At 47.5% G+C, this 21,274-nt stretch carries 27 protein-coding genes; 2 read left to right on the top strand and 25 right to left on the bottom strand.

The window, feature by feature from the left end; genetic code table 11:
- Nucleotides 1-7 precede the first annotated feature (7 nt).
- The 25 genes from ACWJJ4_RS11515 to ACWJJ4_RS11395 all read right to left on the bottom strand — a co-directional run bounded on the left by ACWJJ4_RS11515 (nt 8) and on the right by ACWJJ4_RS11395 (nt 19,876).
- A complete protein-coding gene (locus ACWJJ4_RS11515; protein WP_070081678.1) occupies nt 8-274 on the bottom strand; it encodes a DUF2577 family protein in 267 nt (88 codons plus the stop codon).
- Complete coding sequence (locus ACWJJ4_RS11510) at nt 274-1,251, bottom strand: XkdQ/YqbQ family protein (RefSeq protein WP_039251762.1); 978 nt, start codon at nt 1,249-1,251, stop codon at nt 274-276. The genes ACWJJ4_RS11515 and ACWJJ4_RS11510 overlap by 1 nt, the downstream gene beginning before the upstream one ends.
- Before the next feature lie 13 nt (nt 1,252-1,264).
- On the bottom strand, nt 1,265-1,924 hold the full coding sequence (locus tag ACWJJ4_RS11505) for a LysM peptidoglycan-binding domain-containing protein (RefSeq protein ID WP_198863656.1): 660 nt from the start codon (nt 1,922-1,924) through the stop codon (nt 1,265-1,267).
- Nucleotides 1,917-6,836, bottom strand: coding sequence for a transglycosylase SLT domain-containing protein (locus ACWJJ4_RS11500; RefSeq protein WP_454021662.1), 4,920 nt, complete (start codon nt 6,834-6,836; stop codon nt 1,917-1,919). Before ACWJJ4_RS11500 ends, ACWJJ4_RS11505 begins: the two co-directional genes overlap by 8 nt.
- Nucleotides 6,824-6,976 (bottom strand): hypothetical protein, encoded by a 153-nt coding sequence (locus ACWJJ4_RS11495; RefSeq protein WP_015239684.1) that lies wholly within the window; start codon nt 6,974-6,976, stop codon nt 6,824-6,826. The genes ACWJJ4_RS11500 and ACWJJ4_RS11495 overlap by 13 nt, the downstream gene beginning before the upstream one ends.
- Before the next feature lie 41 nt (nt 6,977-7,017).
- Nucleotides 7,018-7,464 (bottom strand): phage tail assembly chaperone, encoded by a 447-nt coding sequence (locus tag ACWJJ4_RS11490; protein WP_003154836.1) that lies wholly within the window; start codon nt 7,462-7,464, stop codon nt 7,018-7,020.
- Between the two features lie 74 nt (nt 7,465-7,538).
- The gene (locus ACWJJ4_RS11485) at nt 7,539-7,982 is read right to left on the bottom strand and encodes a phage tail tube protein (RefSeq protein ID WP_003154837.1); all 444 of its coding nucleotides are present in this window, start codon (nt 7,980-7,982) and stop codon (nt 7,539-7,541) included.
- Nucleotide 7,983: 1 nt separating this feature from the next.
- Nucleotides 7,984-9,381, bottom strand: coding sequence for a phage tail sheath family protein (locus ACWJJ4_RS11480; protein ID WP_454021661.1), 1,398 nt, complete (start codon nt 9,379-9,381; stop codon nt 7,984-7,986).
- Nucleotides 9,381-9,590, bottom strand: a complete 210-nt coding sequence (locus ACWJJ4_RS11475; RefSeq protein ID WP_003154839.1) for a hypothetical protein — start codon at nt 9,588-9,590, stop codon at nt 9,381-9,383. Before ACWJJ4_RS11475 ends, ACWJJ4_RS11480 begins: the two co-directional genes overlap by 1 nt.
- Complete coding sequence (locus tag ACWJJ4_RS11470) at nt 9,587-10,033, bottom strand: phage portal protein (protein WP_069473357.1); 447 nt, start codon at nt 10,031-10,033, stop codon at nt 9,587-9,589. Before ACWJJ4_RS11470 ends, ACWJJ4_RS11475 begins: the two co-directional genes overlap by 4 nt.
- Nucleotides 10,030-10,533 carry an HK97 gp10 family phage protein gene (locus ACWJJ4_RS11465; RefSeq protein ID WP_121984194.1) on the bottom strand — a complete coding sequence of 168 codons (504 nt, stop codon included), beginning with the start codon at nt 10,531-10,533 and terminating at the stop codon, nt 10,030-10,032. The genes ACWJJ4_RS11470 and ACWJJ4_RS11465 overlap by 4 nt, the downstream gene beginning before the upstream one ends.
- On the bottom strand, nt 10,530-10,886 hold the full coding sequence (locus ACWJJ4_RS11460) for a DUF3599 family protein (protein ID WP_007610806.1): 357 nt from the start codon (nt 10,884-10,886) through the stop codon (nt 10,530-10,532). The genes ACWJJ4_RS11465 and ACWJJ4_RS11460 overlap by 4 nt, the downstream gene beginning before the upstream one ends.
- On the bottom strand, nt 10,883-11,266 hold the full coding sequence (yqbG, locus tag ACWJJ4_RS11455; RefSeq protein WP_094247025.1) for a protein YqbG: 384 nt from the start codon (nt 11,264-11,266) through the stop codon (nt 10,883-10,885). The genes ACWJJ4_RS11460 and yqbG overlap by 4 nt, the downstream gene beginning before the upstream one ends.
- 16 nt (nt 11,267-11,282) lie before the next feature.
- Nucleotides 11,283-12,218: a phage major capsid protein gene (locus ACWJJ4_RS11450; RefSeq protein ID WP_007407274.1), complete on the bottom strand. Its 936-nt coding sequence runs from the start codon at nt 12,216-12,218 to the stop codon at nt 11,283-11,285.
- Between the two features lie 26 nt (nt 12,219-12,244).
- Nucleotides 12,245-13,090 (bottom strand): XkdF-like putative serine protease domain-containing protein, encoded by an 846-nt coding sequence (locus ACWJJ4_RS11445; protein ID WP_015417286.1) that lies wholly within the window; start codon nt 13,088-13,090, stop codon nt 12,245-12,247.
- A 19-nt stretch (nt 13,091-13,109) separates the two neighbouring features.
- Nucleotides 13,110-14,501 (bottom strand): phage portal protein, encoded by a 1,392-nt coding sequence (locus tag ACWJJ4_RS11440; protein ID WP_454021673.1) that lies wholly within the window; start codon nt 14,499-14,501, stop codon nt 13,110-13,112.
- A 48-nt stretch (nt 14,502-14,549) separates the two neighbouring features.
- On the bottom strand, nt 14,550-15,848 hold the full coding sequence (locus tag ACWJJ4_RS11435; RefSeq protein WP_025851817.1) for a PBSX family phage terminase large subunit: 1,299 nt from the start codon (nt 15,846-15,848) through the stop codon (nt 14,550-14,552).
- A complete protein-coding gene (locus ACWJJ4_RS11430) occupies nt 15,845-16,642 on the bottom strand; it encodes a terminase small subunit (RefSeq protein WP_025851819.1) in 798 nt (265 codons plus the stop codon). The genes ACWJJ4_RS11435 and ACWJJ4_RS11430 overlap by 4 nt, the downstream gene beginning before the upstream one ends.
- Before the next feature lie 112 nt (nt 16,643-16,754).
- Nucleotides 16,755-17,267, bottom strand: a complete 513-nt coding sequence (locus ACWJJ4_RS11425) for a sigma-70 family RNA polymerase sigma factor (RefSeq protein WP_017417605.1) — start codon at nt 17,265-17,267, stop codon at nt 16,755-16,757.
- Between the two features lie 113 nt (nt 17,268-17,380).
- On the bottom strand, nt 17,381-17,584 hold the full coding sequence (locus ACWJJ4_RS11420) for an XtrA/YqaO family protein (protein ID WP_003154859.1): 204 nt from the start codon (nt 17,582-17,584) through the stop codon (nt 17,381-17,383).
- Nucleotides 17,574-17,915: a hypothetical protein gene (locus ACWJJ4_RS11415; protein WP_039251797.1), complete on the bottom strand. Its 342-nt coding sequence runs from the start codon at nt 17,913-17,915 to the stop codon at nt 17,574-17,576. The genes ACWJJ4_RS11420 and ACWJJ4_RS11415 overlap by 11 nt, the downstream gene beginning before the upstream one ends.
- Before the next feature lie 97 nt (nt 17,916-18,012).
- Nucleotides 18,013-18,180, bottom strand: a complete 168-nt coding sequence (locus ACWJJ4_RS11410; protein ID WP_095836059.1) for a hypothetical protein — start codon at nt 18,178-18,180, stop codon at nt 18,013-18,015.
- Nucleotides 18,180-18,980, bottom strand: a complete 801-nt coding sequence (locus tag ACWJJ4_RS11405; protein WP_167860069.1) for an ATP-binding protein — start codon at nt 18,978-18,980, stop codon at nt 18,180-18,182. The genes ACWJJ4_RS11410 and ACWJJ4_RS11405 overlap by 1 nt, the downstream gene beginning before the upstream one ends.
- Entirely contained in the window at nt 18,880-19,707 is an 828-nt protein-coding gene (locus ACWJJ4_RS11400; RefSeq protein WP_167860068.1) for a phage portal protein, read from the bottom strand. The genes ACWJJ4_RS11405 and ACWJJ4_RS11400 overlap by 101 nt, the downstream gene beginning before the upstream one ends.
- Complete coding sequence (locus ACWJJ4_RS11395; protein WP_104843288.1) at nt 19,697-19,876, bottom strand: hypothetical protein; 180 nt, start codon at nt 19,874-19,876, stop codon at nt 19,697-19,699. The genes ACWJJ4_RS11400 and ACWJJ4_RS11395 overlap by 11 nt, the downstream gene beginning before the upstream one ends.
- Nucleotides 19,877-20,067: 191 nt before the next feature.
- On the opposite strand from ACWJJ4_RS11395, the gene xre reads away from it, so the two are divergent.
- Together xre and ACWJJ4_RS11385 are read left to right on the top strand one after the other, a co-directional pair.
- Nucleotides 20,068-20,406 (top strand): HTH-type transcriptional regulator Xre, encoded by a 339-nt coding sequence (gene xre / locus ACWJJ4_RS11390; protein ID WP_003154871.1) that lies wholly within the window; start codon nt 20,068-20,070, stop codon nt 20,404-20,406.
- Between the two features lie 148 nt (nt 20,407-20,554).
- Entirely contained in the window at nt 20,555-21,145 is a 591-nt protein-coding gene (locus ACWJJ4_RS11385; RefSeq protein WP_003154873.1) for an ImmA/IrrE family metallo-endopeptidase, read from the top strand.
- Nucleotides 21,146-21,274 lie beyond the last annotated feature (129 nt).

The following is a 21,274-nucleotide window of genomic DNA, read 5'->3' as shown; positions in this document are numbered from 1 at the left end:
ATGCCGGTTAAATTTTGTCCAGTACAAAGAAAGACTGTCCTCCTGTTAAAGCGGCGGTCATCACCCGATCTCCCGCCTGGAGCTGATCATCTTCTCCGGATCTCAGCCGCTTCGGCACAATGAGTGCATCAGACGGAATCAAAAGTTTGTCGTGATCTTTCAGTTTCAGCTCGAGCGGCGAAACGGAGGTCACTTCGGCCGGGATCAGCTCCACCGGCGCTTCGGCGTCAACCGCTCCGACGGCTAAATGTTTAATGGCATCACTTAATCTCATCAGGATGTCCCCTCCGGAAGTGAATTTTTCTCCGTGACGTCAATCGTCATGGTATGTTTTGTTCCTTGGAATTCATGGCGGTCCGTATCTACATAATAGGTTTTCTTCAGCCCGATTTCCGGAATTGAAATATAGACAGGCAATCCGCTTTCCAACCCAGGAATACCGATCGCCTGTATATTTTTCAGCTCTTTTTTAATGCCTTTTTTCTCAGCCTGCTTCACTTTTGCGCGCTGTTTCAGCTGGGCTTCGTTAATGTCGTCAGAAACCGTTTCGGTATACTGCAAAACGCCGAATGTTTTCATGCCGGCGCTGTCTGAGGCGGAAGCCTTTATCGTTTTATTGTCTTTTTGCAGCCGCATGACAACACGGGTTGCGGTGTCATCAATTGAGGTGCTGTATTGATACCCTGTAATATTAACTCCTGTTTCCAGCACCCATATGTCAGACGGCTCCGGCCATTCACGCAAGCCGAGCCTGCCTTTTTCTGAATAGAGCTGATAATTGCGCCCCGTCTGGCTTTTTGTCTGCTTTAACGCTTTTAGCATCATATCGTAAAGGCTTGTATCATTTTTAAAAACGAGTGATTTAATGGTATGGCCTGTGTTGGCAATGGATGTGACGGGAATTTGAAAATCGCTGGCGATCCTTTTTAATATTTGATCGGCGCGCTTGTTGGAAAACACGTAAACGTCCTGGTTTTTCACAAGGTATTGGAGCATATCGTATGCGGTGAAGGCGACGGTATGCTCATCGGGCGTTCTTGCAAAAACAATGCCGCGGAACAGCTCTTTTCCGTTCCATTTGAACAAAACCGTATCCCCTTCTGATACGCCGTAATACGTCTGGCTGCCCTGCTTTACGACAATCGTCGCTTCGATGGAGCGGGGCGCCTGATATCTGTGTCCTTCCAGCGTTACGCTTTCTGTGACAAGCTCGAGCCACTCCGTTTCTTTTATGACAAATAGTTCAATCATCTTTTCACCCGTTTCATTGCGGTATCTTCAGCTTCTGCCCCGGGAAGATCCAATGCCCCGGCTGCCGGATATTCCGTTTGCTGCGCTTAATCATGGCGGTTTTATTCGCGTTCCAGATTTTCCGCCACTCTGTGTGTTTTCCGTAAAACTTACCGGCGATGTCCCAAAGCGTATCCCCTTTTTTGACGGTATATGTTTTGGGTGAAGCTTTGGACGGGCGCTTCGCTTTCGTTTTTTTCTTTTGTTTGATTTTTCTTGGCGAAGCGGTTTTATATTCTTTCAGTACGATATCAAAATTCCGGTCGCCGATTTCATTGTCACCTTCGCTGTAATTAAAGCTTTCAATACTGCATGTGACATTGATTTTTGTCCCTGTAATCAAAAACTGAACGGGTTTTTTCGCTTTCATCCATGTTTCAATGGCTGAAATGGCTTTTTCCGGCGAAGGAATGCTTTGATATTCGGCAATCGGGCTGTACCGTTTCGGAAAAAAAGAAGAGAACGAAATTTCTTTCGCTCCCGGTTCTTCGATAAACGTCACCTCTCCAAGTCCGGTGACTTTCACGGAATCATTCTGCACGCTGTTTGCGATATCAATCGCTTCAGGGAGAACGGGAAGCCGGAGCTTGTCCTTCCCCTGAGACAGCCAAAATTCGTAAACAGATTTAGTCAAAAGCAACGGCCCCCTTTGCTCCGGTATAAATGTCTTTTTGCAGTTCATCAATCAGCGCCTGTTTGATTTTGGCGGCGAGGCTGTCGGCGTCCTGTCCGTTATGGAAATGCTGATCGCCGCTGAATTCGATTTTAATTTCTTTTGTTCCCGTTTTTTGAACGGTTTGTCCGCCGCCTTTAACGGCTGCGGATACCGTGCCGGCTGAAAGCGCCGCCGGTTCCGTCTGGGACGGATCGGACACTTCCATTCCGAGCGCCTGAGCCGCTTTTTGCAGCAGATAACGGCCGCGGATGCCCCGCTCTTCAGGGATGATCCACTCCCGTTTGTTCCCTTCGCCGACACGGGCGATCTGCTCCTTGGTAATCAGACCCCCATTGGCATAACCGACGTAAGGGCCGCCATGAGCCATACTTTTAATCCCGGGGACATTGCTGATCGAGCCGTATCGGCTTTTAATATAGCCGATAGCGGCAGCGGCGTTGTGGATTGGATTTCTGATATCATTCATGCCCGGCGCTTTGTGATCTTCAAAGGTGCTCGGAATCGTCTGCATAAGCCCCTGTGACGGGTGTCCGGCTTTGGCGTTGCTGTCCCATAGATTAATGGAATTAGGGTTGCCGCCTGACTCATGCTGTGCGATCGTCATTAATCCCGGAAGCCAGCTGATCGGCGTATTGGTTGCTTTCATTGCGGCCAAAAGCCATTCTTTGACGCTTCCTCCCGCTGCACCCATGCCGGAAAAGGCCGCTGCAAGCGAGCCTGCCTGTTTTTCGGCGTATTTTTTCACGTCAACTGAGCTGAGACCTTTGACGACGCCGACTGAGGCAAAGCGTCCGAGACTCATCATGACACGGGAAGGAGAGTGAATATCAAGCTCTTCCCTGAATGCGTCCTCGACTTTTTTGGCCATATCTTTGGCCGCCTGTTTGACTTCGCTTCCTTTTGCAGTCATTCCTGATACGAAGTGTCCGATCAGGCCTGACCCCCAGCCGTTCGCGGAATCTCTTGATTGAACAAACGGTTTATTGATATGTGTGCTTACGTATTGCGACGTTCCCGTATCTTTTGCATTCTGTCCGGCCGAATAACCTTTCACTGTGGCGGCGCCCCATGATGACGATTGATTAACCGCCGATTGATAAGGTGTTTTCACCTTTGTTTTTAAAAACGAATCAGTGCCCGTCTGTGACGTATTCTGACCTTTGGCATAGCCCGCAGCGACTTGCTTTCCGTAATCGGGCGAAGACGAAATAAGGGCGTTAAACGGCGTACCGATGTTTTTCTCTTTCCAGCCGTCCATATCCACCGCTTTATTGCTGATTCCGCTGTCAAAGCCTTCAGTAAACTGTTTGCCGAGTGATGAAGCCGTCCCCGCAAATCCGGAAGCATCCACAGACGCAGCGGCCGATACAGACGCCGAAGAAGAAACACCGCCCGCTCCCGCCGGCACAGCAGAAGATTGAGTTGAAGCCGCACCCATATCATCGACAACACGCATGCCGAGCTTAGACGCAGCTTGTGAAAGCAGCATCTTCCCGCGGCCGCGATTGTTGTCGACGGGGATGACAAATTCTTTTCCGGCTTCACCGATCCAGGAAATGGTCGGCTTTGTAATGTAGCCGCCCGTGGCGTTTTTGTCCGGTTTTTTCTTTTTATCTCCGCCGCCTGTGACGAAGTCCATTACGCCTGAAATCAATTTGCCGCCGGTTTTATCCCAAATCTTTTTCACCCAGTCGAATGCTGCAGAAAAAGCATCTGATATGGCTGTTCCCACTTTGACAAGAGGTTCTTTTATATGTTTCTCAAACCAGCCGCTTAACCCTTTCCATATATCCTTTACCGTATCTAAAGCAGTCGTGAAAGCGTCTGATATTCCTTTTCCGACTTTTTCCACCATGTTTTTCACCGGGTTCCAGACAATATCCATGAACCAGCCGGATACCGTACTGAAAACAGATTTAATTTTATCCCAAGCTCCTGTGATTTTACTCCAAATGGACGTCGCTACTCCGACGACAGCCGATTTTACGGGCTCCCAGACAGTGCTCATAAACCAGCCGGATACTGTGCTGAAGACACCTTGAATCGTCGTCCACGCATTCACGATATTTGACCAGATGCTTGTTGCCACTCCGACGACAGCCGATGAAACCGGCGTCCATACATTTTCCATGAACCAGGATGAAACGCTTCCCCAAGTATCTTGTATTGTTGTCCAAGCACTTTGCGCCGCTTCGGAAATATCATTCCATGTGTCTTTCAAAGCCCCTGAATCAAAGGCCTCTCCCAAGCTGGAACCGCCTAGACTGCCGGCGATGCCGCCTACCGCGCCGCCGATTAATGTGCCCACTCCGGGAACAACGCTGCCGATTGCCGCTCCGGCCGCGGCTCCTGCAAGACCGCCGCCTGCTGAGCCGACCTTCTCTCCTGCATTATCTTTATTGATGCCGGCTAAATCAGTAAGTGATAACAATTCACCTATGCCGGGAATTCCTTTAGCGGCACCTTTTAACCCTTTCATACCGCCTTTCAGCGCCTTTGAATTCCCTAAGCCTTTCAAAAGCGCGCCGATGCCTTTACCTGCCCCTTTTGTTTTCGGCGTGTTTACGGATGCCTGTTTGCTTTCCTTTACGGAGGAACCTCTTTTCGAAGATTTATTCCGCCCTTCGACTTTACTGCTTTTACCCCTCGTCACTCCGGTACAGCAGCAGCAGCCCCCCAAAGCCCCGCCGGTTTTTTTGGCTGACCTTCCTGAAGATTTCGGTGATGGTCCCGTGCGCTGCGGACCCTTTGTCAGATCAGGACGCTTCGGGCTGTTGGTGCCGCCGGCAGAAAGGCTCCCCTTACTCTTTTCTTTTTTCGTGCCGCCTCCTAATAATCCGCCGACATTGAGTTTGCCTAATTTTTCAGCGATTCCTGAAAATATTTTTTCTATTAATTCCCCGGCTTTTTCGATGATTTTGTCCGGGCTGAATTTCTCAAATTTCTTGGCAATCTTGCTGACAATTTTATCAACAAATGCCTCGGCTTTTTCGATGATCGCATCAGGGCTGAACTTGCCGAACTTTTTATCAATGCCTCCGAACAGTGATGATGTAAACTGCTCCACTTTTTCCAGAATCTTATCCGGATTGAGAAAATCGAATTTCTCAGAAATTCGGTCAATCGTGTCATTTACAAATTGTTCGGCGCGGTCGATTAGCTTATCAGGACTGAATTTACCGACAACGTCGTCGACTTTCTTCATAAACGAATCAGTAAAATGATCCAGCTCTTTCAATATGGTCTCCGGACTGAATTTGCTGACAACGTCATCAACCTTTTTCATAAATGAATCAGTGAATTTATCCAGTACTTTCAATATGGCTTCCGGACTGAATTTACTCACGACCCCGTCTACCTTTTTCATAAACGAATCAGCGAATTTGTCCAGCTCTGCTAATATCGTCTCCGGGCTGAATTTGCTTGCGATTTCGTCCGCTTTCCCCATGAATGACGTCGTGAACTTGTCCAGTTCGGCTAATATCGTTGCCGGGCTGAATTTGCTCGCAATCTCGTCCACTTTTCCCATGAATGAGGTCGTGAACTTATCCAGCTCTGCTAATATCGTCTCCGGGCTGAATTTGCTCGCAATTTCATCCGCTTTCCCCATGAATGAGGTCGTGAACTTGTCCAGCTCTGCTAATATCGTTGCCGGGCTGAATTTGCTCGCGATTTCATCCGCTTTCCCCATGAATGAGGTCGTGAACTTGTCCAGCTCTGCTAATATCGTCTCCGGGCTGAATTTGCTTGCGATTTCGTCCGCTTTCCCCATGAATGAGGTCGTGAACTTATCGAGCTCTGCTAATATCGTCTCCGGGCTGAATTTGCTTGCAATCTCGTCCACTTTTCCCATGAATGACGTCGTGAACTTGTCCAGTTCGGCTAATATCGTTGCCGGGCTGAATTTGCTCGCAATCTCGTCCACTTTCCCCATGAATGAGGTCGTGAACTTGTCCAGCTCTGCTAATATCGTTTGCGGGCTGAATTTGCTTGCAATCTCGTCCACTTTTCCCATGAATGAGGTCGTGAACTTGTCCAGTTCGGCTAATATCGTTGCCGGGCTGAATTTGCTTGCGATTTCGTCCGCTTTCTTCATAAAGCTTGCAGCGAATTTATCCAGTTCCGCTATGATTGTTTCCGGATAAAATTTGGATGCGATGTCATTGACTTTTTTCATGAAGGTGTCTGCAATGGAGTCAAGCATTGAAAAATCATTTTTCGGCGAAGCAGGAGCAGCAGATGCAGAAGCTTTTCCGACGTCCGGCATATTCTTTTGCATTGCAGCCAGCTGTGCTGTCACCGTTTCGTTTAACGATAATTGAATGACATTGTTTTTCCCCGTCAGCGAATCAATCCCCGCTGAAATTCGGCCGACTGTTTTCATGACGTGATCTATGACGCGTATAGTGACAGAGTACCCGTTCTTTAACGCAGATTGCATGTAGCGTTTGATACGTTCCATGGCAGGAGTCACTTCGTCTGACGCATACAGTGAAACGGTAAATCCTTTAAAACCGGCAGCCAGATCCCGCAATCTCTCAAATGCCGCTGTCGCGCTGTCTTTTGCTCCTATTTTAACGGTTAAAGACGCAGGCAGACCCGCTAATTGGGCTTGCACCTTTTGAATGACGGCACTGGCTCCGTCTTCAGCTGAAATAGAGATCATTTGTGCGCCCAGCTTTCTTTTCATAGAGCGCTGGATGCGGTCAATTGTTCTTAAAACAGATTTACTCTCTTTGCGTATATCAATTTCACTTTGGCGTTTTGTCATTTTCCTGTATTTCTCAAGCGCTCTGAAGCCATTTTGGATTTTCCTTATTTTCTTTGAAACCCGATCTTCCAATTCAAAACGGGCGGTCAGCTTTGCCATGATGTCGCTCCCCCTTTCTTCGCTTGTTTTTCAAGAATGTCCAGCTTGTAACCGATTAAACCGTACAACAGCGCCTTAAAATGTCTCGGTGCTTCATATAACTCTTTCAGTTCTGATGGAGAATAATGAAGCTCATGCATCGCGTAATAGAGATACACGGCTTCCTTATTCCCATCTTTTATCAGTTTTTTGCTTCTTGCTCCAGATCTTCTAATTCATCTTCAAAACCGTTGATCTCAATCGCTTTATTCAGCCAATTTGCATACTCACCGCCGACTGAAAGAACGCGTTTTGCCACCTCGACCGGATCTGCCGTTTTGTAAGCGTCGCGGAGCTCCTTAGACCGGAAATCAGGGTAAATCGTAGATTCAACCGCGATCCGCGCATAGAAGCGCTGGCTGTCTAAGTCTTTTACGCGGCCTCTGCCCTTCACATTTTTATATGTCGTGCTTTCCTTCTCCAGTTCGTCAATGCGCTCAGTCGTAATGGCTTTAAAAATAAAAGGCACGATGTTTCCTTTTTTATCGACAAAACGCTTTGAAAGCGGAACCCGAATCTCCTCAGCCTCGACTGTTTTACCCGGCATAAAGAATGACAGATCATATACTTGTTCGTTTTTTTCGCTCATGATGAAAACTCCCTTACTCTTTTTTTATAAAAAACAGGCCTGTAAAAGGCCTGTTTCACTCATAATGTTTCTGATTAAAACGTTTCAGAAAGCTTTTCCGGCACATCGAAATCTTCGAAGGTAAACGGCACTTCTTCTTCGAGGGCTTCTGAGTCTACGTCCAGTCCGGCGATTTTTGCAGAATCAAAGTTGACGTCATACAGGGTGACGCGTTCTGTTCCGCGGCCTGATGATTTGTCGTCAAGAACGGCTTGCAGCGTAAAATACGGGTCGCTGCCTTTTTTCACGTAATCCATCATAAGCACGGCGAATTTGGATGTGACCTTATAGAATGTTGCCGTGCCCGTTCCGTTGGCGCCTGTTGTTTTATGTCCCGTCATGCGGCGGCCCATGATGTTTACTTCTGATTTGTTTTTTTCCACGTTTGCTTCAAACGTTTTAATATGCGCCATCTCTTCTCCGTCGAGAAATAAACGGCCTTCTTTTCCTGAAATTGTGTTTTGCGCTTTTAATGCCATCTTAGTTTACCTCCACATTAAAGTAGAATTTTTCTGCCGCATCCACAGGCTGCACGGCGAGATCGATTAAAAAGCCGTCGCGGTCTTCATTAAGGCCGATTGTAATGTCTTTGTCTGAATCAAAGTTAGCGATGCCGCCCGCATCCTGAAGCGTTGTCAAATATTGAATAATCATCGTTTTGACGAATTGAAGGCCGTCATTTGTCGCTGGAAGATCGCTTCCGGTGCCTTTTTTCGATTTGATTAAGGCTTTCAGTTCACGTGTCAAATCGTTATTCACCGCATCAAGCACACGGACGATTTTGTTTTTCGCGAACTTTTTGTTTTTCTCTGCCGTAAATGTCACCAATGAGTTGATATCTTTTTCAACGCTGACTGACTTATCACGGGCATCATAAGAGAAAAGGAATTCACCTTTGGAAAGACGTTCGATCACTTCATCATGAGTCAGGCGGTGCAGCACATCGACGGCGCCTTCGTATTCAACGAATGTTAAGGATTGATTAAATGCGGCGCTGGCACTTGCGCCTGCCACCCAGGCGGTCGCATCTTCAGCTTTAATCTCAGTTCCGTCTTCCAGCAGCACACCTTCAGTCACATTGATAATGCCTTCATAATCCCCGCTGTAATGGGCGGTCACCCCTTGCACTTTCTGTCCCTGCCCATCGCGAAGGCGTTTAATGAATGCGGCAAATGTCGCTTTCAGCTGATCGTTTTCCGCGACAGGAAGAGCGATGACATCGAAATTCTCCGTTTCAGCCGCAGCTAAAAAATCCGTATAGTCTGAGTTGACCGGTGCTTTATCAGTTCCTCCCGCGAGACGGATGCCTGCCTGCGGGTTTAACGTTTCCCCGGATTCTTCCTCAGTGCCTGTCAGCGGGATGGAAGCCAACAGTTCGCCCGTTCCCGTAAATGTGACATAGCCGTTTGCTTTTAATTCTTCGGCTTTTTTCACCGTTTGTTTGTCAACTTCCGCTTCATCCATGTAAGTGGTCACATCGAAAGCGGTCTGATCAAGGACATTTTCACTGATGCGGATGATGATGTCATTTCCTTTTGAACCCCCGTACAAAGCGGTTGCTTTAACACCTTGCGAAAGATCTGCGCTCGCTCTGATTCCCTCTGTCAGACGGTACATCAAAACGGTTTTTGCTTTCTTTTTCGCCTCACGAAGCAGAATCAGTGACGGATCTTCAATACTGAGCCCCACTTTTTTATTCAAATCTTCAACGCTTGAAATGGAAACGAATGTTTTCGCTTCCCCCCAGCCGGATGCGACGGGAAGGGCGACAATCCCGCGTTCACCGATCGAAACCCGCTCCTGGGCGGTTGTTTTAAAGTTAAAATAGATTCCGGCACGTTCTTTTTCTTTTCCTTGCGTAAATGTTCCGCCATTCATTATTGCATGACCTCCTTGGTTAAAAATGCTTCAATGTAAGACTTGGCTTGCGCTTTTGTCATTTGTTTTTGCTTCACGCCGAATAAAGCCCCCTGGAGAATCTCGGGTTTTACGCCGAAAAGCTCCTTCGCGTGCTTTGTTAAATCCGCCGTGTCATAAAGAACCGCTCGTTCCGCAGTTGCGGCGTTTTTCTTTTTATATTGTTTCACTTTTCTTTCACCCCGCTGTTAATGTCCACATCCCGCAGTGCGGGAGATGTTTGTTTCTGATAGTAGTAGCGGCTCGTCCAGCGGATGGTGATCACTGCCTCGCCTTTGTCTCCGACTCTTGTTTCGATACGGCTGATGCGGACGAAATCACCGGTATCCTCCCCTGATTCCGTAAGCAGCGGGATCAGCTGTCTTGATTCTCTCACCGCATCGGCGATCCGGTCGGCTGCATAGAGCGCCTGCACCGAGTCGGCATGGAACAGCTTCACATTCAGACTGTATGTCTTCTTAAAGGTGGAGACTGTGTCATTCTCGTCAAAAGCGTACGGGGGCGGGATGTAAAGTGACGGCACCTGAAATTGTTCAGGCAGTTCATTTTCATATACGGGCACGCCGCACTGCTGATACAAAAAAGCGGCGATTGAACCGGTCTCGCGATTCATCCGATATCTCCCCCCAACGTGTTAAGCCACTGATTGAAACGCTTGTCCAGCGATTCGGCGAAGAGTGTTTCATACAAAAGAAGGGCTTTGTCCCAAAACCCATTTCCGCTGATCCACTGTTTTTTGAGCGCCATTCCCGTTGAAGCTGACGGATCATAGATGAACCGGGAGCCTTGAAAATACCCGGGCACCCATCTGACATTTTCATCTGAGACGGTCCAATGTCCGTCATTTATGAATGAGGCATACTCTACATTGGTGCCGATTTCAAGGGTCAGTCCCCCGTTTTCAATGATCCATACGTGATCCTGCGCTCCTTTTCGGAAAGAAGACAGCAGGCTTTCTGTATCAATCCCGCCCGAATGAATAAGCTCCTCCCGTACCAAGTCGAGAAAATCCTCTCCTGACTGTTCCAGCCATTCGCCTGCCTGACGGGCAAATTCTCCGGATGACGCCTTTTGCAGCGACCGACTCCATTGTTCAAGGTTTTTTATGTTCATAGTCTGTCATCTCTCACAGCGATAACCTCCCAATGGTGCTGTCTTGCTTTCTTCGGCATTTCCAGAATATACGCCTGGCCTTCCCAAATGATTTTGTCATTGACACGCACAACGGCCTCTTTCGGAAAATGAACGAGAAACCGCTGATATACCTTATGATCAGGCTCAAGCTGAATAAGCTGCTGCTGTTTTTCAACAAACAGACACGGCACGTCTTCAGCATCGGGCACTTCCGGATAAGAAAAGACAGGCTGGAGCTTTTCGGCGGGAATCCCGAAGCGTCCGGCCTTCGGAACTGACACCGTCTCATGATAAATATCGCATCTGTCAGTGAGCAGCCGTTCGTAGCTCATAAAGGCCTCACCTTTGCGTGTGCAGAAACCGGGGAATAACCCGGCGCGATATATTCACAGAGCAGATGGCGCACCGCCGGTTTTCTGATTCCGCCTTCACCTGCCACCGTATACGAGTAGTCGCCTATCTTTTCAGATTGATAGGCGGAAGCGGCTGCTTCATTCTGGTTGATCAGCGCAAAATATTGAGAAAGCTTTAATAACGCAAGCTTAATCTTTTCGGGAAGCGGTGAGTAAACAGGGTCAGTGAACGAATGCCCCGCCATTCTGGCCGCTTCCGCCTCCGCCTCCAGAATGTCCTGTATAAGAAGCGGCTCCGGCCTGTTTTTGACTTGATCATAAACTGAATATGAAACAACGTCAGACGGCTGAATTAACATAACTGCCACCCCCGTCTTATTCTTTAACGTTTACGATTTTGGCGCTTGCATCTTCTTCTTCAAATTTGCTGTCAAGTTTAGCCGTCAGTACGATAATAAATTTGCGGCTGCGAATATCTTTATCTACTTCGATTCGGATATTCCGTGAAAAACCGAGAATGATATTTTTCGGGTGAGTCAGAATGATGTCAGACGCATCGTACTGGGAATCACCTTCTCCGACTGAGTACGGCTGCAGATTGGACACTCCTTTGACCGGAACGCCGAATGCTGAAGACAAACCGCCCTGCACCGCAAGATCTCCCAGATTGGTCTGACGGTCAGCCACACGGTCTTTCCATTCAATCTCCATGCCTTGAGATGTGTAAAATCTGAATTCCTGAGGCAGGCGCAAATATTTTGCCGGAATGGCTTTTAAGCCTTTTTTAAATGTCGCTCTGGACAGCTCTTCCCCGTTTCCGTCAATGACGTGAGATACAGTCTGCTTACGGATTCCGTCAAGCTGTGCCAAGTACGGATCAGAAGAAGATGTATCGCCGTTTACGACAAGCTCCTCAATATCGACTGCCGCCCGCTCCGCCAAAATCTGCATGATCGTCTGCTGCAGGCCGTCTTTTTCAATATTGTTTTCAAGCGTGTCATAGGTGATATTAATTTCCGCAATGACTTCTTTCGTATTCAGCTGCACCGTACTTGTTGCCGGGACGGTCAGCTGATCGTCAGTTAAGGCTTTTCCTTCCTCAGCGGCACGCAGAATACGCTGGCCGAAACCGATTTTTTCAAATTTCTGCGAGTCATTTTCCATTTGAATCACACGCGATTCGCTGAAAATGGTCGGCGTGTTCTGCACCATGCGGATAAATGCTGAAGCTTGTGCGGGGTTCATTAAACCGCCGCTTTTTAAAGCGGAAAGTGACATTTCCGCCTTTCTGATGATATCTTGATTTCTCACTCTACAGTTCCTCCTTCTGACTGGGCTTAAAGCAGTCCGCTCCAAATGGATTTTTTAACAGGCTCTTGCCCGCCCGTCTCTTCTTCCGGCTGCTTTGATGCGCCTCTTACTTTTTCAAGCGCTTCAATGCGTTTAATAATCGGCGCCAGCATGTCCTCAACAAGCGTTTTCAGCTTTTCTTCATCAGACGGCGCAGCCGCCCCGTCTTTGTCTTCCGTGTTTTGGTCCAAACTGTCAAGCCGCTTTAAAAGCGGGTGCAGCGCGTGTTCAATCGATTCTCTTACGTCTTCTTTTCTCATCTTGTTCAAGTCCTCTCCCTTGCGGTTTCTTGATTTGCGGTCACGGTCGAGAAATTGCTTGACCGCGCCGAATAAGCCGGCTTGCTTTTCTGCCGGCTCTTCGTAAACGTCAGCGGTTCCCGCCATGCTGTAGCCCGTAATGATACCGGCTTTAATCTGATCCCATACTTCATCGGAAGCTTTGGTGACAAGCACCCAAGATCCTTTCCGGATCACAGCATTCCCGATTTCAAAGTCATCCGGGGCGACGTACGACTCCACCACCTCGCCGGTCCCGCCTTCAAAGTTATGATTTGTATCGATGTTGCGGGCGTCCGCCAAAAAACCGTGAGCGGCCTTTTCAATCTCTTCAGCCGTCATATAATCGCCATGTGCATCCGGGACATCCGGCTCGTAAACGATGCCGTAAACAAGCTTCTGCTCATCCGATTCGTTTTTTGTAAACACCTGCACCTTTTTTTCAAATGACGGAAGGCCTCCGGCTGATTTTGTAAAAAAGAATTCCGTTTGGTTCGCCGCCTTATCGACATAGCTCACAAAACTGATGACAGCATTTCTCAACTCTCTCGGCACGAGATGTTTTCACCCCCTTTCAGAATTGCTCCTTTTTCCCTTTCAGCACCGGCCGGCTGTAGTACTCTTCAGGCCATTCCTCAAGCGTCTTGCCGAGCACTCTTCCCGCCAGATCACGGAGGTCATTAGGAGAGACCGCGCCGGCGGAAATAAATGGCGTAAGCACCTTCGCAATTTCAAGCGGATCGCGAAAATCAGGCCCTTTTAATGTGAGCTGTACATCGTGGAGACCCAGTTCAGGCAAAAATAACGTGTTGAGCTTATTAATCAGCGTTTTCCGCTCCGGCTGAAACACCTGCTCCTCCGTGATTTTCCGTGCCGTATCGGCTGTGGCTTTGTTGTATTCCTGCGCCTCGCCCGTATAAAGCGGCGGGAGACGGAAAGCGGAACGGAGTTTATTTCTGCTTCTGTCGTCATATTCAAGAAACAGCGCATCATCCTGCAGAATTTCCGCAAGTGATTTAATTTCCACAGACACGGGCGTAATGTCTTCGCCTCCGTGTAGGTCTTTTTCCTTCGCAATGCCTTCCGCCTCAATCAGCAGAAATTTGTGGGCGTTTTCCACCCCTTCCAGGTCATTCATATAATCCTGAAGCTCTTTGTACGAGGTTTCTGACAGCATGCCGTTTTCAACCGTAATGGCGGCCGGCACGTGACGGCCCTGCTTGAAATACATAAAATTCAGTTCTTCCGCTTTCCGGGCGCCGTACAGATTGACGATATTGCCGACCCAGCGCGGAATGCCGTAAGTGCCGCTGCCGATTTTTAAGTGAATGACTTCATTTGCCCGGTATTCTTCAGACAGGGTCTTTACGTATTCACCGGTTCTCATGTCCATCATGCGGGGATCGCCGTATTCCTTAAAAAACACTTTCCGTCCGTTCAGCATCTGAACATATTTACGGAACCGTTTTTGCCTTTTAATCGTTTTGGATGCGCCGTTTTCTTCATATGAAAATGTAACTTCAACGGGATCAGTCACACCGCAGACGCGCATATGTTTCACATCCAGATATTCAATCCCCGCCGGTTTTCCCGCGCCGTCCCGAAGCACTTCGAGGAAACCGTTGCCCGTTTTTTCGCGGTCTTCTATCGCATATCCGAGGACCGTCTCGGCCGATTCATCAAAATGAAGACATTTGTAAAAGCTCTCCAGCTTCATCCAGTTTTTTTCGGCCCGGGCCTTTTTTGACGGGGAGCAATCTGGGCTATTTACATCAAATGTATATTCCACATCGAACCCAAAACCCGTAATATTGACCCGATACGCGTCAATGCACTGCTGAAGAATCGTCGAGTATTCGGCGATTGTTTTCAGTTCAATGAGATTATAGGGCGGTGAAATGATGTCTTCGCCGTACAGATCGGCAAATTGATCTTCGTTCATCTGCCTTGCCTGCGGCGCGGCCATTTTTGATTTAAAGACGGTGGCTCTAACGTTTTGATAGTTAGGCAACGCCTATCTCCTCCTTTCCCGATTCGGACGTCTCCGTTTTTGTGATGCATCTTTCAGATCCGCCGCGTCATAGTCATCCAGCGCATACCAAATGGCTGAAAGTGTGTGGGGATCAATTGAAAACTCATCTTCCGGCAGAGCACCGTTTTTGTTTTTTGCGTACGTTAAGTTCTGCAATTCGCGGATCGTATTTTCACAGCTGTCTGAGCAATAGATGTGTCTGAACCGTTTCAGCTTTTTTGTATACTGAAGTCTTGAGCCCGGAAACTTTTTGGCCGCAACCATGCAAAATCCCTGCCTGCGGAAATATTGGATGCTTTTCGGCTCAGCCGAATCCGCTTTGATCAGCTCTTTTTGATCCGCCAATTCTTGAAGCTCCTCAGCTGTCTGATCATCGGTCATTTTGTTTTTGTAATACTCCCAGAAAATATAAAGCTCTTTTTGATCCGGATCGACGGCAAGCCGGATGACCGCATTGTATGACTCTTCAAAACCGAAATCCATGCCCGTCCGAAACAGGGGGCGCCTGATGGAAGCAATCCGCTCCGTTACTTCGTTGTGCTCCATGACCTGAAACTGCGGAAACACGCGGATGCCGTTGACGCCGAACTGTCCTTTGCGGGCGATCCGGTATAAATCGGGATCGTAATGCCGTAAGCTGTCCAGCTGCTTAATATAGCTTTTCGGCAAAAACAGATTATCGCACGCTGTGGAATGGTGGTAATACGTATCTCCCTTAACGACGGTGCCTTTTTCATACAGCGTCTGATCATCCAATACGAACCGTTTTTTTTGCTCATCACGAAAAAAATGCCGATACGTCCAATTGGAGGTGCCGACGGGATTTGTGGTGCATATCATATGCAGCGAAAGCTCGGGATGACGCAGACGGCCGATCAGCTCCTTAAAGCCTTCATACTTCACTTCAGAGCATTCTTCAATCCAAATCAGTGAAATATGATGAATGGATTTCAATTTGGCCGGGTTGTCCATCCCTTTAAACATAATCCGGCTTCCGTTTGAAAATCTCAGCTGCATCGGCGAAGAAACGGCCTTTACGGCATGTCCCAGCTCAAGCTCCCCGATAATGTCTTCAAACAAGGCAAAAGTAGAATCCCTGTGCGTATCGAATACTTCCCGCACGACAAGGGCCGTCCGCTTTTCACGAAGCAGCTTCAGGATGATTTTCAGCGCGGTATGATAGCTTTTTGACGAGCCGTAGCCTCCAACGAGAAATTGGTACGTTTCATTCCAATTGAACAAATAATCTTCAAAGCGCGGGTTGACCGCTTTTTCAATCATGACCGTTCCTCTTTCCGCGTAATGACAATGTCAATCGGCTTTTGGCTGTCTTCTGTTTTTTCCATCTTCTGCTGAGCCAGCTTTAATTTTTCATTTTCGATTTTTTGTTTAAATTGATCGGGGAAAAGGTCAAAGTACAAGGACAGCTTTTCAAGAGCCTTCATCTTGTCGGCAAGCTTTATTGCAATGCCTTCTTTCCCGAGTTTTGCTTCCGTGACGATGGTTCCGTCCAGAAGGTGCGAATCTTTAACGTCAACGTAGCTGATCTCCTGCATAATCGGATTATCATTTTCGTCAAAGAGCGGCCCTGATTTTCCGAAGGCCTGAACCTCTTTTTTTCCGAAGGTTACATAATCGGTAATGTCAGCGAAAGCGATTTTCACATAGACTTGAAGAACGTCCATCGCTTCGACAAACACTTTATTGACCATTTCCTTTTTCATGCGGCTGATTTCTTTAGCGACTTTTTCGTTTTTTAACAGCCTGCTTCCCGTCACATGCGCGCTTTCCGGTGAATACCCGGCTTTTATCGCAGATTGGGTGGCGTTAAAGCTTTTCACATAATAAAGACAAAACAGCCGCTGGCGTTCGTTTAACTCATCACCTTCGCCCGGGGTGTTTTTTCCGCCGCTTTCCGCGTTCTTATTAAGCGCCTCGTCCCAGCGCCCTTCTTTTTTCCATCTGCCGATCGTTCTTGCGGATACGCCTGATTTGCCGGCAAGGGCGCGATTTGTGATGCGGCCTTTATGAGACTGATAGATTGTAAATGCCTGTTCTCTTTTTGCGTTTTTCATGCTACGGCATCACCGCCACCTCCGACATGATTGTCTATAATAAAAAGCGGCTTCTAATCGGGCCGCTTTTTGTGATCTACTATTCACTTCTAGGTGGCAAACGTATGACAACTTATGAAGCAGGCGATTGATTTCTTTGTTCCTGCTGTTTTTGAATTTTTAGAAGCGCCCGTTTGACCGTCGTTTGTACGGTTGATTTCTTTACATTCAGCAAGGCGGCGATCCGTTCATACGAAAAGCATTCCGCTTTGTGGAGCAGCAGCATTTCTTTTTCTCTATCCGTTAAAACGGCTAATGCGTCCCGCAGTCTGATTCTGTCTTCTTCAGTCACATTTGCGGACGGTTCAAACATCAGCGCCTGCGAATAGGTTTCTATGATTCTCGGATCTTTAATGAGCATTCTCTGATAAGCGTCTCTGCGGTCTATCGCTCTTCTTATGCCGGGCTGCCGGCCTTTTTCAAGCCATTCGATGACATACTCCAAATCTGTAATAATCGTTCTGATGATTTTTTTATCTTTCAGTTCTTCTGAAGTAAGCACCGTTTCATCGGCTGCCTCCAGCTGCTTGTACCACTTTTTCGTCTCTTTCAGCGTGCGTTTATATTCAAATAGTAAGTCTTCCATGTAGATCCTCCTCTTTTTCGGAACAAAAAAAGGACACCAACCAATGCGCAGCATGTGCGCGATTGATCAGTGTCCGCAGGCTTTCCGTCTTGGACGTATTCTGTTTTTTTCGATTAATTCAATTTAAAGCCGATTTCATATTCGACCCGGGCCAGATCCCCTTTTCGCGTTTCGACAAGCGTTTTGCCGTGCTCCGGCGCTTCGGCGAGCCATGCTTCCTTCTTCAGTCCGTCTACTATAATCACCCGAACCTTGCCTTCTTCCAGCTGGCTTTTTAATGTTGTATGTTCAATGTCAGTCAGTTTTTTAGGATTCATGTTTTACGTCCTCCGTCTTTTTCAAAATGTTCACTTCATGTATGAGGCTTCCGAGCTTATTTATGAACGCTTCTTTTTCTTCAGAACTTTCTCCCCGGAGCAGGCGGAGAGCCGTTTCGGCCGCCTCAAAGAGTTCCGGGGCTTTCGCCATCAATGCCGCGTTGATCTGCTGTGAGTATGAACTTAAGTTGAAAACGGCCGCGATGAGCCTTCCGTTTGAATAAGGGAACTTCTCTTTATCCGCTTCGCTGTAAGCGGAATAAATGTAAATGGGTTTTTCTTCTCCGCTGTGTACGGCCCGCCATGGAGCGGGGCTGTGTTTTTCTTGCAATGGTGATCCTCACTTTCCATCAGCCTCATGCCATGCTTCAATTTGCTTTTCTATCCGTTTTGCCCTGAACAGCAGGCAAAAAAGCCATTTGATATATTTACACACGTGCATCAAGCCTCGCTTTTGCGTCTTGAACCATTCGTTCAAGCCGTTTAATGACCGGCGTTAAATCAGTGCCTGTTTTGCAGTTCGGGCAAGGGTGAAAGACAGCGCCGAAACCCGTTTCCATCACAATGACCTTCTTCGGTCCGCACAGCTTACACATTATCTCGCCCCCTCTAATCTGTGGTTTACGTCAAATGAATTGCCGTTAATGATGACTAAATAATCGCTGCACATCTCATAAATTCTTGTGCCCAAGGCTTCATCAACCTGCACCAATCCGTCACAGGCCAGCTCGCTCGAGATAAGAACCGGCTTATGATTTAAATAGCGGTAATTCACGACGGCGTACATTTGTTCAATCTGCCAATCGGTCGCCCGGGGTTTTCCGTTCAGCGGTTTGAACAGATCGTCAATAAAAAGCACATCCGCCTGTTTCATACGGCCAAGCTTTGCATCAAGCAGATCAAAATCATTTTTTAAATCCGTAAAGCCCTCAACAAAAGGAAAATACAGCACCGGTGTCTGCTTCTGTCTCATGACATAATTGCTGAGAGCGGTCAAAAGATGGGTTTTTCCCGATCCCGGACGCCCTAAAAGGGCAATGCTGTTTTTCCGGCAGTTTTTCACCTTGTCGAAGTTCTCAACATATTCAAGGGCGCACTCATATGCGTCGACGACTGCCTGAGGCTTGCCCCGCGTGATAAATCCTTTGAAATCCAGCTTCCGAAAGGCATCTGTAATTTCACTTGCGCCGAGAATGCGTTCTACTTTTCGTTCGGCGGCGCAGCGGCACTTCACCCACACTTCCATGCCCAGCTGGTTTTTGAGATAACCGCCCTGATCTTTACAGAGCGGGCAGTCAAAGCGGCTTTCGTCTGATTCTTCCGGTCTGTCCGCCAGTAATGGACGTTTTCCGTTTTTCAGGTCGGCCAGTATCTGCTCGATCGTTCGTTTTGTCATGTATCGTATTCCTCTCTTTTTTTGTTGTGATTGTCCTTCCCGCAATTCGTGCATTCAAGCGGTCTTCCATAAACTTGGCGCAATAGCTGAAAGCCTTGATCGTTTCAGCTGAAGAGGTGCGCCGCTGTTCAAAAGCGGTAAAGCATTCGCCGAGCCATTTGATTGCTTCTTGTGCTGACGCACCGAGGGAAACAATACGGGCGATGGCCTGATAATCCCGGGGCGACGGGTATACGCTCCGCCCCTCCTGCGCAGACCTTAATCTGATAAAATGGGCGGCAATTTCGTTAATCGCTTCTTCAGCAGTATGATTTTTTGTTATATCTATTTCTCTCCGGACATTTTTGTCCCGGTGATCCGCCGATATTGTCCGGTCTGTAACTTCCGGACGGGTCAATGTCTTTTTCGGCGTGAATCTTTTCGAGTGCTTTACGGAGACGATGAGTCCGTAAGGGGCGCGGACGGTTTTGATATAATCATGCTGTTCCAAGCTCTCGAGCCACCGCCTGACGGTTTTTTCGCTGACCGCGAATACATCGGCCATTTCTCTTGCTTTTACGGGCTTATGTCCGAGGACGATCCCCCACTTTACGCCGTCTTTTACATGTTCCTTTGTCGTTGAGCTGATGAACCATAAAAACAGCCAAATGGCGGACCCTATTTTGTCATAATGTTCTGAATTCAATAATCCGGAATAGATGAAAAACGGGCAGCTTTTACGATTCATAAGGGACATCTCCATTTTTCTTCAGACCTATATAGCGTTCATACTGCAATCGGTTATCAAATCGGAATACCGGTAGTCCGCAAGCGGTAAAAGATATCGAACCGCCTGCTTTTCCTAAACATCTCTGGTCAGCCGGATTGCTGCTGAAACGGATGATTATCGCCTGCATCTCTCACCCTCCTGATCAATTTCTTATCGTATTTTGATACATTTTGTATCCCTATGATGTTGATTATATACGATACATTTCGTATCATCAAGACCTTTTTGATACTTTTTTTATCATCCCTTTCTTTTGATACATTTTGTATCTATAATCATAAGTAACTTAGGGTGTTGAAAAAAGAGAGGTCATTTCGGATGATAGGCGGAAGATTAAAGAGTCTCAGAGGTAAGAAAACGCAGGAAGAAGTCGCAAATCATATCGGTGTCTCGCGCGCCAGATATTCTCATTATGAAAACGGCCGATCTGAACCCGATTACGACACGCTGCAAAAGCTTGCGGATTATTTCAAAGTGTCGACTGATTATTTGTTAACCGGAAAAGAACCTTCAGATGAAGACATGTTTGCCGATCCCGACCTGCAGATCGCATATCGGGACATGCAGGACTTTTCCCCGGAAAGCAAGCAGCAGGCCATTGAATTCATTAATTATTTAAAAGAAAAAGAGAAAAACCGCAGGCCGAAACATAAATAATCCGCTCTTTTCCTTTAAACTGCTTAACGTTCAGCCGATATAAAAGCTGAATGTTTATTTTTAAAAGAAAAGGGAATTGATTCAAAGTCCGATCAGGGCTTTTCTTTCTCGCTTAAAAAAGAACATATGTTCGAAAGGGTGTATTCAATTGGGCGATTTTTTAACACATCTTGAGGAATACGTCAAAAACTTATATTGCCGCATGGGAATGACCGCCCCTCTCCATATTGATATGCAGATGATTGCCAAGGAGCTTGACATTTGGATTCATTTTGAAGATACGCACAGTATGATGCTGAAGCGGGACGGCATGTACAGCATCGTCCTGAATCAAAAAAAGTCACCCGAAGAGCAATGGCAGGATTTTGCGCACGAACTGTGCCATGTGCTGAAGCATACCGGGAACCATTTTCATATGAACAAGCTGTTCAGGGAACTGCAGGAATTTCAGGCCAACCATTTTATGTACCACTTCTGTGTGCCGACCTTTATGCTGTTAAACATGGAGCTGCCCCAGCGGAGGAGCCACGCCGTTATTTTAATCGCAGCCGCTTTCCGGGTGACGGCATCATTTGCGGAAAAAAGGCTGGAGCTGTTTGAACGGCGTAAAGCAGGTATTCAATTTCAGAAGCGGCTCGCTTGTCTGTTATCCGACAAACGGCCGAATGTGTATTATGGAAGCGGACAGACACACTTGCATGCCGCTGAAGAAAAAACGCCGTATTTTATTGAAAATTAGCGATTCTCCGCCGGCTTAAAACGCAGCCGGCAGAATGTCATCATTTTGACATCGGAGGAAAGGTTTTTGCATCATGACGCTGTAATCACCGTGCTGCCCGCCAAGCACTTCATGCGCCGCCTAGCTCCA

Source organism: Bacillus sp. JK62, assembly GCF_053663455.1.
Note: the sequence above shows the minus strand (reverse complement) of the source record. Positions and strands in the feature narration are given on the sequence as shown.

What these genes read in the sequence shown, in the direction of transcription:
- ACWJJ4_RS11515 (WP_070081678.1), bottom strand. Translation starts at nt 274, where the DNA reads ATGAGATTAAGTGATGCCATTAAACATTTAGCCGTCGGAGCGGTTGAC.
- ACWJJ4_RS11510 (WP_039251762.1), bottom strand. Translation starts at nt 1,251, where the DNA reads ATGATTGAACTATTTGTCATAAAAGAAACGGAGTGGCTCGAGCTTGTC.
- ACWJJ4_RS11500 (WP_454021662.1), bottom strand. Translation starts at nt 6,836, where the DNA reads ATGGCAAAGCTGACCGCCCGTTTTGAATTGGAAGATCGGGTTTCAAAG.
- ACWJJ4_RS11495 (WP_015239684.1), bottom strand. Translation starts at nt 6,976, where the DNA reads ATGCATGAGCTTCATTATTCTCCATCAGAACTGAAAGAGTTATATGAA.
- ACWJJ4_RS11490 (WP_003154836.1), bottom strand. Translation starts at nt 7,464, where the DNA reads ATGAGCGAAAAAAACGAACAAGTATATGATCTGTCATTCTTTATGCCG.
- ACWJJ4_RS11485 (WP_003154837.1), bottom strand. Translation starts at nt 7,982, where the DNA reads ATGGCATTAAAAGCGCAAAACACAATTTCAGGAAAAGAAGGCCGTTTA.
- ACWJJ4_RS11480 (WP_454021661.1), bottom strand. Translation starts at nt 9,381, where the DNA reads ATGAATGGCGGAACATTTACGCAAGGAAAAGAAAAAGAACGTGCCGGA.
- ACWJJ4_RS11470 (WP_069473357.1), bottom strand. Translation starts at nt 10,033, where the DNA reads ATGAATCGCGAGACCGGTTCAATCGCCGCTTTTTTGTATCAGCAGTGC.
- ACWJJ4_RS11465 (WP_121984194.1), bottom strand. Translation starts at nt 10,533, where the DNA reads ATGAACATAAAAAACCTTGAACAATGGAGTCGGTCGCTGCAAAAGGCG.
- ACWJJ4_RS11460 (WP_007610806.1), bottom strand. Translation starts at nt 10,886, where the DNA reads ATGAGCTACGAACGGCTGCTCACTGACAGATGCGATATTTATCATGAG.
- yqbG (WP_094247025.1), bottom strand. Translation starts at nt 11,266, where the DNA reads ATGTTAATTCAGCCGTCTGACGTTGTTTCATATTCAGTTTATGATCAA.
- ACWJJ4_RS11440 (WP_454021673.1), bottom strand. Translation starts at nt 14,501, where the DNA reads ATGGCCGCGCCGCAGGCAAGGCAGATGAACGAAGATCAATTTGCCGAT.
- ACWJJ4_RS11435 (WP_025851817.1), bottom strand. Translation starts at nt 15,848, where the DNA reads ATGATTGAAAAAGCGGTCAACCCGCGCTTTGAAGATTATTTGTTCAAT.
- ACWJJ4_RS11430 (WP_025851819.1), bottom strand. Translation starts at nt 16,642, where the DNA reads ATGAAAAACGCAAAAAGAGAACAGGCATTTACAATCTATCAGTCTCAT.
- ACWJJ4_RS11425 (WP_017417605.1), bottom strand. Translation starts at nt 17,267, where the DNA reads ATGGAAGACTTACTATTTGAATATAAACGCACGCTGAAAGAGACGAAA.
- ACWJJ4_RS11420 (WP_003154859.1), bottom strand. Translation starts at nt 17,584, where the DNA reads ATGAATCCTAAAAAACTGACTGACATTGAACATACAACATTAAAAAGC.
- ACWJJ4_RS11410 (WP_095836059.1), bottom strand. Translation starts at nt 18,180, where the DNA reads ATGTGTAAGCTGTGCGGACCGAAGAAGGTCATTGTGATGGAAACGGGT.
- ACWJJ4_RS11405 (WP_167860069.1), bottom strand. Translation starts at nt 18,980, where the DNA reads ATGACAAAACGAACGATCGAGCAGATACTGGCCGACCTGAAAAACGGA.
- ACWJJ4_RS11400 (WP_167860068.1), bottom strand. Translation starts at nt 19,707, where the DNA reads ATGAATCGTAAAAGCTGCCCGTTTTTCATCTATTCCGGATTATTGAAT.
- ACWJJ4_RS11395 (WP_104843288.1), bottom strand. Translation starts at nt 19,876, where the DNA reads ATGCAGGCGATAATCATCCGTTTCAGCAGCAATCCGGCTGACCAGAGA.
- xre (WP_003154871.1), top strand. Translation starts at nt 20,068, where the DNA reads ATGATAGGCGGAAGATTAAAGAGTCTCAGAGGTAAGAAAACGCAGGAA.